This window comes from Chondromyces apiculatus DSM 436, from assembly GCF_000601485.1.
Lineage (GTDB): Bacteria > Myxococcota_A > Polyangia > Polyangiales > Polyangiaceae > Chondromyces > Chondromyces apiculatus.
This window is the reverse complement of the sequence record NZ_ASRX01000042.1, coordinates 10,962-26,812: the sequence shown is the minus strand read 5'-3', so window position 1 is coordinate 26,812 and position 15,851 is coordinate 10,962. Positions and strand designations below refer to the sequence as shown.

At 71.2% G+C, this 15,851-nt stretch carries 11 protein-coding genes; 7 read left to right on the top strand and 4 right to left on the bottom strand.

Features of this window, described 5'->3' with window-relative positions:
- The first annotated feature begins 8 nt into the window (after window positions 1-8).
- The 3 genes from CAP_RS24800 (at window position 9) to CAP_RS24790 (ending at window position 3,747) form a co-directional block, all read left to right on the top strand.
- Complete coding sequence (locus CAP_RS24800; RefSeq protein WP_044245309.1) at window positions 9-2,168, top strand: hypothetical protein; 2,160 nt, start codon at window positions 9-11, stop codon at window positions 2,166-2,168.
- Window positions 2,165-2,782, top strand: coding sequence for a hypothetical protein (locus CAP_RS24795; RefSeq protein ID WP_231511672.1), 618 nt, complete (start codon window positions 2,165-2,167; stop codon window positions 2,780-2,782). The genes CAP_RS24800 and CAP_RS24795 overlap by 4 nt, the downstream gene beginning before the upstream one ends.
- 65 nt (window positions 2,783-2,847) lie before the next feature.
- Entirely contained in the window at window positions 2,848-3,747 is a 900-nt protein-coding gene (locus tag CAP_RS24790) for a formylglycine-generating enzyme family protein (protein WP_044245306.1), read from the top strand.
- Window positions 3,748-3,806: 59 nt separating this feature from the next.
- On the opposite strand, the gene CAP_RS24785 is transcribed toward CAP_RS24790, so the two are convergent.
- Window positions 3,807-6,113 carry a cadherin repeat domain-containing protein gene (locus tag CAP_RS24785; RefSeq protein ID WP_044245305.1) on the bottom strand — a complete coding sequence of 769 codons (2,307 nt, stop codon included), beginning with the start codon at window positions 6,111-6,113 and terminating at the stop codon, window positions 3,807-3,809.
- Between the two features lie 263 nt (window positions 6,114-6,376).
- Window positions 6,377-8,680, bottom strand: a complete 2,304-nt coding sequence (locus tag CAP_RS24780) for a choice-of-anchor J domain-containing protein (protein ID WP_044245303.1) — start codon at window positions 8,678-8,680, stop codon at window positions 6,377-6,379.
- A 420-nt stretch (window positions 8,681-9,100) separates the two neighbouring features.
- Between CAP_RS24780 and CAP_RS24775 the strand changes: the two genes are divergently transcribed.
- From CAP_RS24775 to CAP_RS24765, 3 genes are all read left to right on the top strand, one after another.
- A complete protein-coding gene (locus CAP_RS24775) occupies window positions 9,101-10,810 on the top strand; it encodes an NAD-dependent malic enzyme (protein ID WP_044245299.1) in 1,710 nt (569 codons plus the stop codon).
- 79 nt (window positions 10,811-10,889) lie between these two features.
- Window positions 10,890-11,456, top strand: a complete 567-nt coding sequence (locus CAP_RS24770) for a GNAT family N-acetyltransferase (protein ID WP_044245298.1) — start codon at window positions 10,890-10,892, stop codon at window positions 11,454-11,456.
- A 4-nt stretch (window positions 11,457-11,460) separates the two neighbouring features.
- The gene (locus CAP_RS24765) at window positions 11,461-12,027 is read left to right on the top strand and encodes a GNAT family N-acetyltransferase (RefSeq protein WP_044245296.1); all 567 of its coding nucleotides are present in this window, start codon (window positions 11,461-11,463) and stop codon (window positions 12,025-12,027) included.
- Between the two features lie 67 nt (window positions 12,028-12,094).
- Here the strand turns inward: CAP_RS24765 and CAP_RS24760 are convergent, their stop codons facing one another.
- Entirely contained in the window at window positions 12,095-12,424 is a 330-nt protein-coding gene (locus tag CAP_RS24760) for a hypothetical protein (protein WP_197041343.1), read from the bottom strand.
- 255 nt (window positions 12,425-12,679) lie between these two features.
- On the opposite strand from CAP_RS24760, the gene CAP_RS24755 reads away from it, so the two are divergent.
- Window positions 12,680-14,443: a DUF8459 domain-containing protein gene (locus CAP_RS24755; protein ID WP_156041121.1), complete on the top strand. Its 1,764-nt coding sequence runs from the start codon at window positions 12,680-12,682 to the stop codon at window positions 14,441-14,443.
- Here the strand turns inward: CAP_RS24755 and CAP_RS24750 are convergent.
- Window positions 14,431-15,759, bottom strand: a complete 1,329-nt coding sequence (locus CAP_RS24750) for an adenylate/guanylate cyclase domain-containing protein (protein ID WP_197041342.1) — start codon at window positions 15,757-15,759, stop codon at window positions 14,431-14,433. The genes CAP_RS24755 and CAP_RS24750 overlap by 13 nt on opposite strands.
- Window positions 15,760-15,851 lie beyond the last annotated feature (92 nt).

The window sequence follows — 15,851 nt, the reverse complement described above, 5'->3', positions numbered from 1 at the left end:
ACCTTCCGATGCGCTTCCTCATCGCCACCCTCGCCCTCGCCACCGCTGCCTGCTCCTCGGGCGGCTCCACATCCCCCCCTGACGCGGGCGCCACGCCGGGCGGCAGCAGCACGGCCGCCGCGACGCAGCCGGCACCGCAGGCCGCGTCCCGCAGACCCGCGCCGGTCCGCCAGGGAGGCACGATCGCCCGCGCCGTCACCGACGACGCCCTGTACGTGGCGGACGAGGACCACGGCGTCCTGCGCATCGTTCCCTTGCCTCTCGCGCCGGATCGCCCCGGCCTGGCGGTGACGCTCCCGGGTCCTCCCGCGCAGGTGCTGCCCCTCGACGGCCGGGTGCTCGTGACCATCCGCGACCCGGGCCTGCTCCTCGTGCTCCGCCCCGATCCGGCCGCGGGCCTCGTCGAGGCAGCGCGCGTCGCCTTGCCACTGGATGCCTGGGGCATCGCGATCACGCCCGACGAGAAGACGGCGCTCGTCAGCTCCGCGTGGACAGCGCAGGTCTCCGCCGTGGACCTCGACGCCCTTAAGGTGACCTGGACCGTCCCCGTCGCGCGCGAGCCGCGGGGCATCGCCATTCTCCCCGACGGCAGCGCCGCCTACGTGAGCCACCTCGTGGGCGCGGACCTCACCCGGCTCGACGGCCTCGCGAGCGCGCCCACGCCCCGCCGCGTCGCCCTGGCCGCGTCGCCGCTCCGCGCTCCTTCGGGCGTGCACCTCGCGGCCTCGCTGGGCTACGCGCTGGCGCTCTCGGACGACGGCCGCCGCCTCTTCGCAGCGCGCCACGCGCTCGGCGCCATGGGCCACGCGGCCTGGTTCGGGGCGGCCACGGTCGACGTCATGGTCCCCGGCCGTGACGAGGCGGTCGCGCCGCTCCACCAGGGAGGGCTGCCGGTCCTCAAGTCGGCGTTCGCCGAGCAGGTGCTCACCCCGGACAGCGTCATCACGGTCCCGGGCGCCACCGTCACGCCCTTCACCCAGCCGCGCGCCATCGTGTACCGCAGGTCGGCCCGCACCCTGCTCGTCGCTGCCGAGGGTGACGACCTCGTCGCCGAGCTGGACGCGGTGGCGGTGGATCCGTCGATCGCGGTGGTGCGCACCTACAAGGTCGGGAGCCAGTACGATCCGCACTTCCGCGTGGCAGGGAGCTGCGGCGCCCCCGCGGGCCTCGCGCTCTCCGCGAACGAGGACACCGCGTGGGTCTTCTGCCGCGCCACCTACGACATCGCCGCGCTCCGTCTCGGCAGCGGAGACCCCCCCGTGCCGCAGCGCGACCCAGCCACCGGGGCACCAAAGGCGACGCCCCTGGCCCCCACGGTGCCTTCGGCTCCCCCCGCGCTGGTAGCGCCGCCTCCCCCACCGGAGGAGAAGCCCTTCGCGCTCGTGCACCTCGCCAACGACCCGCACGACCCGGAGGTCGCGGTGGGACGCCGCCTGTTCTACAGCGCGACCGACGCCGTCACGAGCGGCAACCTGGCCTGCGCCGGCTGCCACCCCGAGGGCCGCGACGACGGCTACGTGTGGCACGAGGCAGCCTTCGACACCGCCGACGGCGAGCACACCAACTTCGTGGGCAGGCCCGAGCTGATGCCCCCTTCGGCGAAGAAGAAGGGGTACCCGAGGCGCACCCCCATGCTCGCCGGCAACGTCAGCGCCCCTGGTCCCTACGGGTGGCACGGCGAGAGCGAGGACCTCCCCGCCCGCCTCAAGGCCGGCTTCGGCCTCCACCGCTGGGGCGGGCTCCCGCAGGGACACGACCCCAACGGCCTCGTTGCCCGCTCCCACCACCTCAGCGTGTTCCTCCGCAAGGGCCTGGTGCCTCCGCCCCGCGCCGACGGCGCGCCCGACGCGCGCGTGAGGCGCGGGCAGGAGATCTTCATCAGCAAGGAGGCGCGCTGCTCGAGCTGCCACGTCCCCGAGACCGGGTACACCGACCGCACGGCATACCCCATGCCGAAGCGCTCCTCGCCGGGCTTCGACGACGATCCGCGCCAGGAGTTCAAGACGCCCTCGCTGCGCTTCGTCGCCGGCCGGGCGCCATACCTGCACGACGGCCGCCACCGCAGCCTGACCGATCTCATCGAGCGCAACGCCGACTGGATGGGCAAGACCAGCCACCTGTCACCGGACGACCGCGCGGCCCTCGTGGCCTTCCTGGAGACGCTATGAGAACGCGCCCTGCCCTGCTCACTGCCGCTGCGCTCGCGCTGCTCTCCCTGCCCCTCGGCTACGCCGGGCGCGCCGACGCGCTCCCCGGTGCGGGAGCTCCGACGCCCGCCGCCGCCCCGCCAGCCACCGCGCAACCCACGCCAGGAGAACCCAGCGCAGGCCCCGCGGCAGGCTCGGTCGCTCCCACCGCGGACGTCGAGCGCGCCCTCGGCGCCGAACCCTTCCCCGCAGAGCCTTCGAAGCGCCCCACCGCGGCGGAGTGGGCGGACGCAGGCGTCGTTCGCTTGACGCGCAGCGGACCTGCGACCGCGGGGTGCCGCACCTACCGCGTCCGCGAGTGGCTCCGGTTCCGCTGCCCGGACCTGACCTTCTCGGCCGTGTCGCTCCTCGGCGGTCGCACCGAGGGCGTCGCGTTCTGGATCACCCCGCCCAAGGACAGCGATCTCACCCGCGGAGGTGAGGTGATGTTCCCGGTCCGGCGCGGGGACCGCCGCGCCTTCCAGATCCTGACCTTCGGCCCTGGCTATGACGGGCCGTTCACCCTGCTGCCCGCGATCGTCCTGCAGGAACAGTGGCTGGAGGACGATCCCGAGCCGACCATCATCGCCCGGTGATCCACGCCGCAGGGTGCGTGCTCCACCGGTCTTCATTCACCTTCGCCCTCCACGAGTGTCCACGTATGCGCTTCCAGCTTCTCCGCCTCGTCACCCCGGCCCTCGCCACGTCCATCCTCGCCTGCGGGGCGTCGCCCGCCCCCGAGAGCGCGTCGGCCACGCCCGACGGCGCCAGCGCCACGCCCGCTGCGCCAGGTGCTCCGACGGCCCCTGCACCGGCTCCCCCTGCACCGGAGGCTGCGACGTCGGCGGCGCCTTCCGCTGCTCCTCAGGCCAGCGCGCCCGCGCCGGAGCCGCCCAAGCCCGCGGGCGACGGCTGCCCGGACGGGATGACCAGGGTCGCTGGCGGCAGCTTCGTCATGGGCCCGCTCAAGGTGAACGCCAAGATCGACGACTTCTGCATGGACCGCACCGAGGTCACCGCCGCGTCGTACGCAGCGTGCGTCAAGGCGGGCCAGTGCAACGACAACTTCTCCAAGTGCGCCGAGGCGTCGACGTACAACGTGCCGGGCAAGGAGAAGCACCCCATGGTCTGCGTCGACTACGCGCAGGCCGACACCTACTGCAAAGCCCAGGGCAAGCGCCTGCCGCGCGAAGACGAGTGGGAGTGGGCAGCCCGCGGCGGCGCCGAGGGGCGCGCTTACCCCTGGGGCGCGCCCGAGCCCAAGGACCAGCTCTGCTGGTCGGGCGGCGGCACGGCCCGCACCGGCACCTGCGAGGTGGGCGCGTTCCCTGGCGGGGTCAGCCCCGAGGGCATCCAGGACCTCGCCGGCAACGTCTTCGAGTGGACCACGAGCGCCAACGACGGCAAGTCGAAGATGCGCGTCGCCCGCGGCGGGAGCTGGCGCGACGGCATCGCCTCCCAGGTCAAGGTGGCGCGCCCCGGCGGCTTCGAGGTCACCTACCGCTGCGGCTTCCTCGGCATCCGGTGCGTCACGCCGGCGCCTGCCACCGCGTCGAAGTGAGCACCACGGGAGCCCGAGGCGCGCGCCCCCGCCGCGCCCTCGGCTCTCTCTCTCTCAGGTCACTCCGCGATGAGCAGATCGTCGATGTACACGCCGTCGTAGTTGACGATGCTGTCGCTGGCGAAGGCGAAGCGCAGGCGGATCGTCTGCCCCGCGTACGCGCTCAGGGGGACGGTAACGAGCTGCCAGCCCAGAGCGCTCTGGTCACCGGACCACGCCTGCTGGGCCGACACCGTCGTGTTGTACGCGGGGGTCACGTTCGTGAGCAGGAAGTAGGTCGTGCCGTTGGTGCTGATCTTCAGGTTCGCGCCGTCGTAGCCAGAGAAGAGGTACGGCTCGGTGAGGTTCCACATCCGGAAGGTGAGCACCGGCGCCGTGGTCCCGGTCAGGTCGATGGGCGGAGACGTGGCGATGGCCGTGCCCCACGACTGGCTGTTGCTGTAGAGGCCGTCGATCTGCGTCCCGAGGCACTGGGTGCCCGAGTAGGCGGTGTCGGGGCCGACGTTCGTGGGCACGCCGCACTCCCAGTCGCCACCCAGCGTCCAGCCATTGGGGCAGGCGCCCTCGAAGCTCTCGACGTAGACGGCGGTGATCACCGACCCGCTCAGCACCTTCTCTACGAAGTTCGACGGGAGGCCGGGCTCCTCGACGCGCACGGTGACGCTGAACGGGCCATCCTGGGACGCGTCGGGCGTGCCGCTCAGGACACCCGTGGCAGGATCGATCGTGAGCCAGTCGTGGTTGGTCCCGCCCACGATGCTCCACGTGGACGCAGACGACCCCCCGCTCTTCGTCACCGACGCGGAGTAAGCGAAGCCCGCGGCCGCCGCGGGCAGCACAGTGGTGGTGATGCCCAGCGGGATCGTGTTCGCTTCCGCCACCACGATCTGGTCCACGTACACCCCGGCATAGGATGCCGCGTAATCGCTGTAGAACGAGTACCGGATCAGGACGGTCTGCCCCACATAGGCCGAAAGATCCGCGCTGAAGAGCCGCCAGGCACCTCCGGTGACGTCGCCGACCCAGGCAGCCTCCCCGTCCACGTTCGCAACGTAGGGGGGATTCACCGTGGTCAGGATCGACCACGTGCTCCCGTTGTCGGTGCTGATCTTCATGTTCGCGCCGTCGTAGTCCGGGTCTTCCGTCTCGATGTAGGCCGCGAACTGCATCGTCGGCTCGGTCGCGGTGGTGAGGTTGATCGGCGGGGTCTGTGCGTACGCGACTTCGTACGTCTGATCGTCGCTGTAGTAGTCGTCGATCTGCGTCGCGATGCAGCGCGTCCCTTCGTAGGCCGCGCTCGGCCCCACGGAGGTGGGTGACCCGCACTCCCAGTCGCCGCTCAGCACCCAGCCAGACGGCGGGCAGGTCTCGAAGTTCTCCTCGAAGTAGAACGTGCAGCCCGTGACCGCCGTCCCCGTGCAGGTGCCCGCCAGGCAGGCATCGGTATCGGTGCAGCTATTGTGATCGTTGCACACCGTACCGTCCGCGAGCGGCACGGGCATGCAGGTCCCGGACGCGTCGCAGATGCCGGTGTTGCACTCGCTCGCGGCCGCGAGGCAGGTCTCGCCCTCCGCCACCGGCTCGGTCACGCAGTCGCCGGTCTGGGCGTTGCACAGCCCGTTGGAGCAGCCGACCGTGAGCGCCGAGCAGTCCTTCGCGGCGCCGCCCTCGCACGCGCCCTCGTTGCAGGTCTTGGAGATCATGCACGGGTCACCGGTGAGCGAGCAGCTATCCCCGTTCTTCGAGGTGTCCGCGGTCGGCTCGCACTGGCCCGTCGCCGGGTTGCACGCCACGGAGTTGCACTCGGTGAAGGGCGAGAACGTGCAGTCCTTCGGCAGGCCCACGCACGTGCCGTTGTTGCACGTACCGAGGGTCTGACAGAGTTCCTCGGGCTGACAGGGGTTGCCGTTCTGCGCGGGATCGGGCCCCTCGGTGCAGTCGTCGACGTCCTCGTTGCACACCACCGAGTGGCAGGTGGTGCTCTCGTAGCCGCAGTCGTTCTGCTCCCCGCCCACGCAGGCCCCGGCGGAGCAGGTGTCGTTCAGCGTGCAGAACAGGCCGTCGTCGCAGGCCGCGCCGTCATCCATCGTGACCACGCAGACCCCGACCTCACCTTCGAGCTGCCCCTCGTTGCACACCGACTTCAGGCAGGTCGGCAGCACGATGGTCGAACAGTCGATCCCGCACGGGCTCACCGCCCCACCCGCGCCGCCGGCCCCACCCGCGCCACCAGCACCGCCGGTCTCGCCAGGCTCGGGGCCAGGCGGCGGCTCGGCAGATGTCGCGCAACCGAGCGCGGTGCAGGTGAACAACGACAGGAGCACCACCCCCCGGCGGAGAGAGCGCGGCATGCTGGTCTGGCTCATGGTTCGTGTTCTCCCGAAAGCACGGATGGAGCGCGCCCGCAAGCGAGCCCGTTCCCCCCACCCCTACGCTTTCACGATTCACGTACTGTGCGAAGGTGCTGCGCCCTTCATTCCTGCTCCCGAGCACGGTTCGCGCGGGGTCTGCAAGGAGCGCGCCCTCAGCCTGAGTTCAGCACGCCGACCGCGGGTTGGACCCGCGCAGCCGGTGAGCTGCGCGCTCGGGGCGCGGACCCCGAGCGCTGTCCAGCATCAGAGCCGAGGCCTCAGTCGGTGACGAAGAGTTCGTCGATGTAGGCGCCGGGATAGTGGACCGTGCCGTCGCTCCGGAACGCGAACCGGAGGTAGATGGTCTGTCCCGCGTAGGCGGTCAGGTCCGCGGTGATGAGCCGCCAGCCGAGGGCCGACTGGTTGCCGCCCCACCCCGACTCGCTCGCCGCGGTCATGTTGTAGGCGATGTTGGTGTTCGTGACCGGCGTGAAGGTCGCCCCGTCGGTGCTGATCTTCAGGTTGACGGCGTCGTAGTTCGTCGCCGTGGAGTTCATCTCCGAGTAGAGCCACATCCGGAAGCTGAGCAGCGGGGCCGTCGTCCCGCTCAGGTTGATGGCCGGAGACGTGGCGATCGTGGTGGCCCACGCCTGATTCGCGCTGTAGTTCGCGTCGATCTGCGTCGCGAGGCACCCCGTGCCGCTGTACGCCGTCGCGGGTCCGACGTTCGAGGGCACGCCGCACTCCCAGTCACCCGCGAGGGTCCAGCCGTTCGGGCAGGACTCGAAGGTCGCCGCGAAGACGGCATCGACCACCATCCCCTGCAGCGTCACCTCGTCGAAGTTCGAGGGCAGCGAGGGCTCCTCGATGCGCACCCGCACCTCGAAGGGACCGATGTTCGCGACCGCCGGCGTGCCACCGAGGGCGCCCGTGGACGGGTTGAGGGTGAGCCAGTCGTGGTTCGTCCCGCTGACGATGCTCCACGTGGCCGCGCTGGAGCCGCCATTCTTCAGCAGGTTCGCGAAATAGGGCGTGTTCGTCGCCGCGTCGGGGAGCCGCGAGGTCGTGATCCGCAGGGGAATGACGTTCGCCTCCGCGACGACCACGTCGTCCACGTAGACCCCCGGCGCCTGGACGCTGGCGTTGGAGCGGAAGGAGAAGCGCAGGAGGACGTTCTGACCCACGTAGGCCGAGAGGTTGGCGCTGAAGGTCGCCCAGGTGTTGGTCGTCAGGGCCGGGCCACCCCACGCAGACTGGCTGTCGATGGTGAGGTTGTACGCAGGGGTCACGGTCGACAGGACCGTCCAGGTGGTGCCACCGTCGGTGCTCACCTTCAGGTTCACCCCGTCGTAGGTGCTGCCTTCGGTGTTGATGTACGTCTGGAAGGACAGGACCGGCGCCGTCGCTCCGACGAGGGAGATGGGCGGGAACTGGGCGTACGAGGTGGTGTAGGTCTGGTTGACGCTGTAGTTCGCGTCGATCTGCGTCGCGATGCAGACCGACCCGCTGTAGGCCTTCGCCGGGCCGACGCTGGAGGGCGTGCCGCACTCCCAGTCACCCGCGAGGGTCCAGCCGGTGGGCGGGCAACCCGTCTCGAAGTTGTCCCTGAGGTAGTGCGCGCATCCCGTGACGGCCATGCCGTTGCAGGTGCCGGCCGTGCAGCTATCGCTGCCGGTGCAGCTATTGCGATCGTTGCACACCGTCCCGTCCGCGACCGGCGTGGGGTTGCAGACGCCTGCCGCGTCGCAGATGCCCACGTTGCAGTTGTTCGTGCCCTCCGCGCAGGTCTGGCCCGCCGGAATCGCCTGCGCCACGCAGTTGCCCGACTGGGCGTTGCACACGCCGACGTTGCAGCCAGCCGTGAACGCCGAGCAGTCCTTCGTGGTCCCGCCCTGGCACTGGCCGTTGTTGCACGTCTTGCTGACCGAGCACTGGTCGCCGGTGAGCGAGCAGCTCACCCCGTTCTTCGCGGCGTCCGCCGTCGGCTCGCATTGCCCCGTCGCCGGGTTGCAGGCCACGCTGTTGCACTCCGTGAACGGCGAGAACGTGCAGTCCTTCGGCAGGCCCACGCACGTCCCGTTCTGGCAGGTGCCGAGCGTCTGGCAAAGGTCCGTGGGCTGGCAGGGGTTGCCGTTCTGGGCCGTGTCCGAACCCTCGGAGCACGAGTCGCTGTCCTCGTCGCACACCACCGAGTGGCAGGAGGTGGTCTCCATGCCGCAATCGTTCTGCTCACCGCCCACGCACTGCCCGCTCTCGCAGGTGTCGTTCGTCGTGCAGAACAGGCCGTCGTCGCAGGTCGTCCCGTCGTCGTACACGATCGCGCAGAGCCCGATCGTGCCGATGACCTGGCCCTCGTTGCACACGGCCTTGAGGCACGGCGCCGTCTCGATCTTCGAGCAGTCCTGATCGCAGGGACCCGTCCACTCACCGCCGCCCGCACCGCCACCGCCACCCTCGCCACCGCCGCCCCCAGTGCTGCTGGTGGAGGTGGTGGTCGTCGTGCCGGTAGGCGGCTCCGTATTCGACGCGCACCCGGGAGCCGCGACGAGCCACGTGACCAGCGCTCCCGCCAACGCATTCATGCGTAGGAAGCTGGTCCAGACACCCTGTTTCATATTCCGTCTCCCTGCCAAGTGTGCGCGACCCGCACCCGATCCTAACGCCAAGTTCCTGCGATGCACCCTGGTAGGCCCCGAGCGGTTTCAGTCGCAGCGACGCCTACCCCACGACCGTCCACACCTACCATGAGACGGCATAATGCGAGAGTCTCTGTGCATCGTCCGGCACGGTCGCGGCGGACTGATCGGGGGCCGGATCACAGGCCGTCTTCCCTCGAACGCCCACCAGATCTCCTGTGACCGCATTCCAGTGGGACCCGACGTCGCACTTTGCTTCACCCCTCCTTCCTCCTTACCTCGACGTTCGCCTCCTCGTGCCCCTCCTCGTCCCCCTCCCCCGAGAGCCGGATAAGCTGATGGCCCCAGAACCGGAGGTCGTTCCGCATGGAGCCCTATCGCGTGGTCGAGGAAGCTCAGGGAGGCCGCAAGCTGCTCGTGCCCTACCGTGGCGCGCGGCTGCTCGCGCACCCCATCTACAACAAGGGGACCGCCTTCACCCCGGAGGAGCGCGTTGCGTTCGGCCTCGACGGCCTGCTGCCGAGCGCCGTCGGCACCATCGACAGGCAGGCGGTCCGCGCCCACGAGAGCATCCGCCGCAAGGAGGACCCGCTCGAGAAGTACATCGGCCTCTCGGCCCTCCAGGACCGGAACGAGACCCTCTTCTACCGCGTCCTCCTCGACCACATCGAGGAGCTGCTCCCCATCGTCTACACCCCTACCGTGGGCCGCGCCTGCCAGCGCTACAGCCACATCTACCGCCGCGGCCGCGGCCTCTGGATCACCCCCGAGCACGCCGGCCGCATCGACCAGGTCCTCGGCAACGCCCCCTTCGACGACGTCCGCCTCCTCGTCGTCACCGACAACGAGCGCATCCTCGGCCTCGGCGACCTGGGCGCTGGCGGCATGGGCATCCCCATCGGCAAACTCGCCATCTACACCGCCGCCGCCGGCATCCACCCCACCCGCACCCTCCCCCTCAGCTTCGACGTCGGCACCGACAACCAGGCCCTCCTCGACGACCCCCTGTACATCGGCTACCGGCAGCGCCGGCTGCGTGGACCTGCCTACGACGCCTTGCTCGACGAGCTGGTCCACGCCATTCGCCGCCGCTTCCCCCGCGCCCTGGTGCAGTGGGAGGACTTCAAGAAGGGCAACGCCTTCCGCGTGCTCGACCGCCACCGCGCCACCCTCCCCTCCTTCAACGACGACATCGAGGGCACCGCCGCCGTCGCCCTCGCGGGAATGCTCACCGGCGCGCGCATCACCGGCATTCCCCTCACCCAGCAGCGCATCGTCATCCTCGGCGCGGGCGCCGCTGGCGTCGGCATCGCCCGCCTCATCCGCGCCGAGCTCGAACGCGCTGGCCTCGCGGGCCCGGCGCTCACCGCCGCCATCGCCTGCCTCGACAGCGGCGGACTCCTCGTCGACGACCGGCGCATCGACGACGAGCACAAGCGCGAGTTCACCTGGCCCGCCGACCTCGCCAGGGCCCACGGCCTCGCCGACGGCCCCCGCGACCTCGCCGCCGTCGTGAGCGCCCTCCGCCCCACTGCCCTCCTCGGCACCTCCGGCGAGCCCGGCACCTTCCCCGAGCCCATCATCCGCGCCATGGCCGCCGCCACCCGGCGCCCCGTGATCATGCCCATGTCGAACCCCAGCGACCTCTCCGAGGCGCGCCCCGCCGACGTCATCACCTGGACCGACGGCCGCGCCCTCCTCGGCACCGGCAGCCCCTTCCACCCCGTCCCCTTCGGCAACCGCACCATCCGCATCGGCCAGGCCAACAACGCCTTCATCTTCCCGGGCGTCGGCCTCGGCGCGCTGGTCAGCGAGGCCCGCCAGATCACCCAGACCATGTTCCTCGCCGCCGCCGAGCGCCTCGCCGCTGAGGTCGACGCGCACGACCTCGCCGCCGGCTGCCTCTTTCCTTCTGTCGCCCACCTCCGCCGCGTCACCGTCGCCGTCGCCGCCTCGGTCGCCCGCGCCGCCCGCGACGCTGGCGTCGCCGCCCGTCCCCTCGACGACGCCGCCATCCCCGCCGCCATCGCCGCGGCCATGTGGGAGCCCAGCTACCTCCCCATGGAACCCGCCTGACACCTGCCCCCTGCGCGGCGCCTCACCTCCCGCCGCCGCGCTTGACGGCAGCGGGGACCGGCATCATCTCCGCTCCTCCATGCTCTCCTTCGATCCGTTCCCCGTCCTGGAGACGCCCCGCCTCCTCCTGCGCGCCCTGACCCCGGACGACGTCGAGGTCTTCCACGCCCTGGAGAGCGACCCCGAGGTGGTGCGCTACTTCGGCCGCGACCCCCTCAACCTCGAGGGCTGCAAGGAGCGCCTGGAGATCATCGCCACCGGCATCCGCGAGGTCAGGTCCATCCGCTGGGCCCTCACCTTGCGCGACACCGGCGAGATGATCGGCTCTCTCGGCTTCTGGCGCTGGAACAAGGAGCACCACTGGGCCGAGATCGGCTACGAACTCGCCACACGGCACTGGAACAAGGGCTACATGAGCGAGGCCTTCGGGCCCGTCCTCCACCACGGCTTCGAGCACATGGGCCTGCACCGCATCGAGGCTCAGCTCGACGCCCAGAACCTCGCCTCGGCCCGCGTCCTCGAAAAGGCCGGCTTCACCCGCGAGGCGCTCCTCCGCGAGAACTGGTTCCACAACGGCCGCTACACGGACACCCCCGTCTATGGCCTGCTGCGCCGCGAGTTCCAGGCGCGCCTCGGCGCGTCCTGACCCCATGCTCTCCTTCGACCCGTTCCCCGTCCTGGAGACGTCGCGCCTCCTCCTGCGCGCCCTGACCCCGGACGACGTTGGCGTCTTCCACGCCGTGTACACGGACCCCGAGGTGGTGCGCTTCTCCGGCCGCAGCGCGCTCACCCTGGAGGACTGCAAGGAGCGCCTGGAGATCGTCGCCGCCGGCATCCGCGAGGTCAGGTCCATCCGCTGGGCCCTCACCCTGCGCGACACCGGCGAGATGATCGGCTCTCTCGGCTTCCGGTCCTGGAACAAGGAGCACTACTGGGCCGAGTTGGGTTACGAGCTGGCCTCACGGCACCGGAACAAGGGCTACATGACCGAGGCCCTCGGCTCCGTCCTCCAGTACGGCTTCGAGCACATGGGCCTGCACCGCGCCGAGGCCCACCTCGACGCCCAGAACCTCGCCTCGGCCCGCGTCCTCGAAAAGGCCGGCTTCACCCGCGAGGCGCTCCTCCGCGAGAACTGGTTCCGCGACGGCAGCTACACCGACACCGCCATCTACGGCCTGCTGCGCCGCGAGCACCAGGCGCGCCTCGGCCGGCCCTGACCCTCTCCCGAGCGACCTCCCGCCGCCCCTGCGCAGGGCGATGGGACGGGTCACTGCGGCGTGGGCCTTAGGGCGCGCGCTTCGGCGCGCAGCGCTTGTTGTACTCCGGCCCGTCGCACCCTTCGTGGGTGATCTCCTCGCCATCCGGACACCGCACCAGCGCTGCCCGGATGTCCATGCACGGCTTGCCGGGGCCCTGAGGCTCTGCCGCGCCAGGCTCGGACGGCGCCCCGGGCGGCGCTGCGGGCGGCGCCCCAGGCGGCGACCCTGGGTTCCCCGGCGCAGACTCCGCGCTGGGTGCAGGCGTGTAGGTCGTGCAAGCGCCGAGCGCCGTCATGAGCCCAGCCAGGCCCGCCAGGGTCAGCACGCACAGAGCACGTCGTCGGTGAGTTTGCATGGGGTGACGCCCATACCACCGATGGCCTCGCGCAGGGCAGGGAGCTGGCCCACTTTCCCCCATCCCCTCGACCTGGGTACGGCCCGTCCGCGCCCGGCTTGACCTGCGCGACGGCAGGAGCCGAAGCTGGTACTGCGTACCATGGATCAGGGGCCCGTCTGCTCCTGACGCTCCCCGATGATCGCCACCCCCTGGTTCTTCGCACGAGCACCGCGCAACGGACCCGGAACGAGATCCTGGAACGGAGTCGCGCGCTTGAGGGATCCCGCCACGACCCTGCCGACCGGCACCCCCCCGCGCTTCTCGCGCTGGGCCGCCACCGCGCGCACCCTCGCGTTCCTCGCCGCGCTCGCGCCCCTGGCCACCCCCTCCCACGCCGCGCCCGCGCTCCCCGAAGCTCCGCGCGCTGCCACCTCCACCCCCACCGCACCTTTCCCGGGGACCAGCACCCTCCCCGACGCCCTTCCCGCACCCGCGCTGCCCTCCGCGCTCCCCTCCGCGCCCTCTGCGCTCCCCTCCGCGCCCTCTGCGCTTCCCTCCGCGACCGTGCGCGTCCTCCGCACCCCGGCGTTCCTCATCCACGCCTCACGCGACGGCCTCTCGCCCGAACAGCGCGCCGATGCTGCCAGCGCAGCCCTGCGCCGCGCTGCCGAGGAAGGCGGCAGCGCCGAGGTCAAGGTCGAGACCCAGGGCGACACGGCCCTCATCGTCGTTGGCAACCGCCCCGTCCTGGAGCTGGGCCCCGAGGACGCCCTCGCCGCCGGCGACCCCTCCGCGCACGCCTACGCCGTCCGCATCGCGCCCCAGCTCCGAGACGCCCTCCGCAAGGAGCGCTCCCGCAGCGCCACCCTGATCACCCTCCTCTCCTTCGCCCTCGTCGTCTTCTCGGGCCTCCTCGCGCTCTTCCTCATCCGCCGCGCCGGCAGCCTCGCCGACGCCACCCGCACCTGGATCGCCCAGCACCCCGAGCGCGTCCCCGCCATCCGCCTCCGCTCCATCGAGGTCATCCGCCCCGCCTCCCTCCGCGCCGCGCTCAACATCGGCGTCGGCGCCTCCAAGGCCCTCGCCCAGATCGGCGTCGCCTACGGCTGGGTCCTCATCACGCTCTCGCTCTTCGAGCCCACCCGCATCTACGCCGAGCAGCTCACCGGCTTCGTCTTCGGGCCCCTCTATGCCCTGCTCGTCAGGCTCGTCGGCGCCCTGCCCCTGCTCATCGTCGCCGTCATCGTCGGCATCGCCCTCGTCGTCCTGGTCCGCTTCGTCGGCCTCTTCTTCGACAGCGTCGGCCGTGGCGAGACCGAGGTCGAGTGGCTCCCCGCCGACCTCGCCGCGCCCACCAGCCTCCTCGTCCGGGCCGGCATCGTCCTCTCGTTCTTCATCGTCGCTGCCCCCCTCGTCACCGGCGACGACCAGGGCACCCTCGCCCGCGTCGGCATCGTCGCCGTCATCGCCCTCGGCCTCTCGGTCACCCCGCTCCTCGCCTCCGTCGCCGTCGGCGTCGCCGTCGTCTACGGCCGCAGGTTCCGCGTCGACGACTTCGCCGAGATCGGCGGACGCGCCGGCCGCGTCCGCGCCATCACCCTCCTCGAGACCCGCCTCGAAGACGAGCGCGGCCACGAGATCCGCGTCCCTCACCTCCTCGGCCTCACCCACCCCGTCCGCGTCCTCGGCCCCGCGCGCCCCGTCACCGTCGTCCTCAACCTCGCCACCAGCACCATCGGCCAGAGCGACGTGCGCGAGCTGCTCCTCGAAGCCGCCGGTACCCTCGGCCAGGACGCCCGGATCGACCTGCTCGCCTTCGACGCCGACGGCGCGCGCTACGGCGTCTCCATCGTCTCCAGCGCCCCCCACGCCGAGACCGAGCTGCGCGCCGTCCTCGCCGAGGTCCTCACCATCACCGGCGTCCCCCTCGGCCGCCCCGCCATCGCCACCGCCGTCGCCGAGGCCCTCGCCTCCCGCGACCCCCGCGTCCCGCGCGACCCCTCCACCGGCCGCGACCCCCGCCCTCAGGCGAGCTGATAAAGCCGGAGCGGCTCCCGCCGGCCCCGCACCGACATCGGCGGCGTCGCGTCGGCGATCGGCCTCCCGCTCGCCTCCCACACCCGCTCGGTCACCAGCATCTGCGACCCCAGCTCCTTGTTCAGCGTCTCCACCCGCGAGGCCACGTTCACCACGTCGCCGATCACGGTGTACTCCTTGCGCATCGTCGACCCCACGTTCCCGACCACCGCCTCCCCCGCGTGGAGCGCGATCCCCACCCGCGTCGGCGCGATCTCCCCCGAGGCCACCTTCGCCTCGATCTTCGCCACGATGGACAGCCCCGCGTCCACCGCGTTCTTGCAGTAGTCCGGGTCCGAGAGCGGCGCCCCGAACACCGCCATGAACCCGTCACCGAGGAACTTGTTCACGATCCCCCGGTGCTCGTTCACGCTCTCGATCATCAGCTCGAACACCGAGTTCAGGTACGCCACCACCGCCTCCGGGCTCCGCTGCTCCGCGAACGAGGTGAAGTTCCTGATGTCCACGAACATCACGCACACCTCGCGCACCTCGCTCTGCGCCCCCGCCTTGCGCGCGAGCAGGTCGTCCACCACCGCCGCCGACACGTGCTGGCCGAACAGGTTCACCACCCGGTTGCGCTCCTCCAGCGACTCCAGCGTGTTCACGAACCCGCTCCGCAGCCGCCGCGCCACGAACCCCGCCGCGACACCGCTCACGAACAGGATCGCCGCCTTCACCAGGTGGTGCGCCATCGACGACAGCGGCGCCTGGGTCCCGCCCCCCATCACCCCGTCGAGCGCCCCCAGCGCGAGCAGCGCGTACTCCACCGCCGCCACGAACCCCGTGAACAGGCACAGCTTGAAGTCCAGCCCCAGCGTCGAGAGCAGGATGAACACGAAGTAGATGAACACCGGCGGCAAGAGCAGCGCCTCCACCGGGCTCACCACCGTCATGTAGTAGATGATCGCCAGCGTCGGCAGGCTCACCTCGACCAGCGCGTTCAGGTAGCGCCGCAGCCGCGAGCGCTCCCGACCGCTCCGGAGCAGCCGCTCCACGCCCTGCAGCGCGATCAGCTCGTAGGTCGCGAACCCCCCGAGGAGCATGCCGACCCGCAGCCTGTCCATCTCCCCCTGCAGCGCCCACTCGACCTGCTCCGGGTACTGCGTCGTCGCCGCCAGGAACAGGATCAACGCGATGCCGGGGATGGCCGCCAGGATGGTCACCCGCAGCCGTTCGCTGATCAGGATCTCCCGCGTCAGCCCCCGCTCGAAGGCATCGCGCTGGGCGTCTTGCGCGCCGCTCACGGCATCGGCCTCGCTGCCGGCGTGGACCATCCTCGCCAGGGTACCGGAGTCGGGGGTGACCCGCGCCACCTTTGCATCGCGAATCCCATCAGCCCTCCTCCAGCGCCGACACCGCTCGGGTA

Bases quoted from the DNA above. Each gene is read 5' to 3' on its own strand.
- CAP_RS24800 (WP_044245309.1), top strand. From the start codon at position 9: ATGCGCTTCCTCATCGCCACCCTCGCCCTCGCCACCGCTGCCTGCTCC.
- CAP_RS24795 (WP_231511672.1), top strand. From the start codon at position 2,165: ATGAGAACGCGCCCTGCCCTGCTCACTGCCGCTGCGCTCGCGCTGCTC.
- CAP_RS24790 (WP_044245306.1), top strand. From the start codon at position 2,848: ATGCGCTTCCAGCTTCTCCGCCTCGTCACCCCGGCCCTCGCCACGTCC.
- CAP_RS24785 (WP_044245305.1), bottom strand. From the start codon at position 6,113: ATGAGCCAGACCAGCATGCCGCGCTCTCTCCGCCGGGGGGTGGTGCTC.
- CAP_RS24780 (WP_044245303.1), bottom strand. From the start codon at position 8,680: ATGAATGCGTTGGCGGGAGCGCTGGTCACGTGGCTCGTCGCGGCTCCC.
- CAP_RS24775 (WP_044245299.1), top strand. From the start codon at position 9,101: ATGGAGCCCTATCGCGTGGTCGAGGAAGCTCAGGGAGGCCGCAAGCTG.
- CAP_RS24770 (WP_044245298.1), top strand. From the start codon at position 10,890: ATGCTCTCCTTCGATCCGTTCCCCGTCCTGGAGACGCCCCGCCTCCTC.
- CAP_RS24765 (WP_044245296.1), top strand. From the start codon at position 11,461: ATGCTCTCCTTCGACCCGTTCCCCGTCCTGGAGACGTCGCGCCTCCTC.
- CAP_RS24760 (WP_197041343.1), bottom strand. From the start codon at position 12,424: ATGCAAACTCACCGACGACGTGCTCTGTGCGTGCTGACCCTGGCGGGC.
- CAP_RS24750 (WP_197041342.1), bottom strand. From the start codon at position 15,759: ATGGTCCACGCCGGCAGCGAGGCCGATGCCGTGAGCGGCGCGCAAGAC.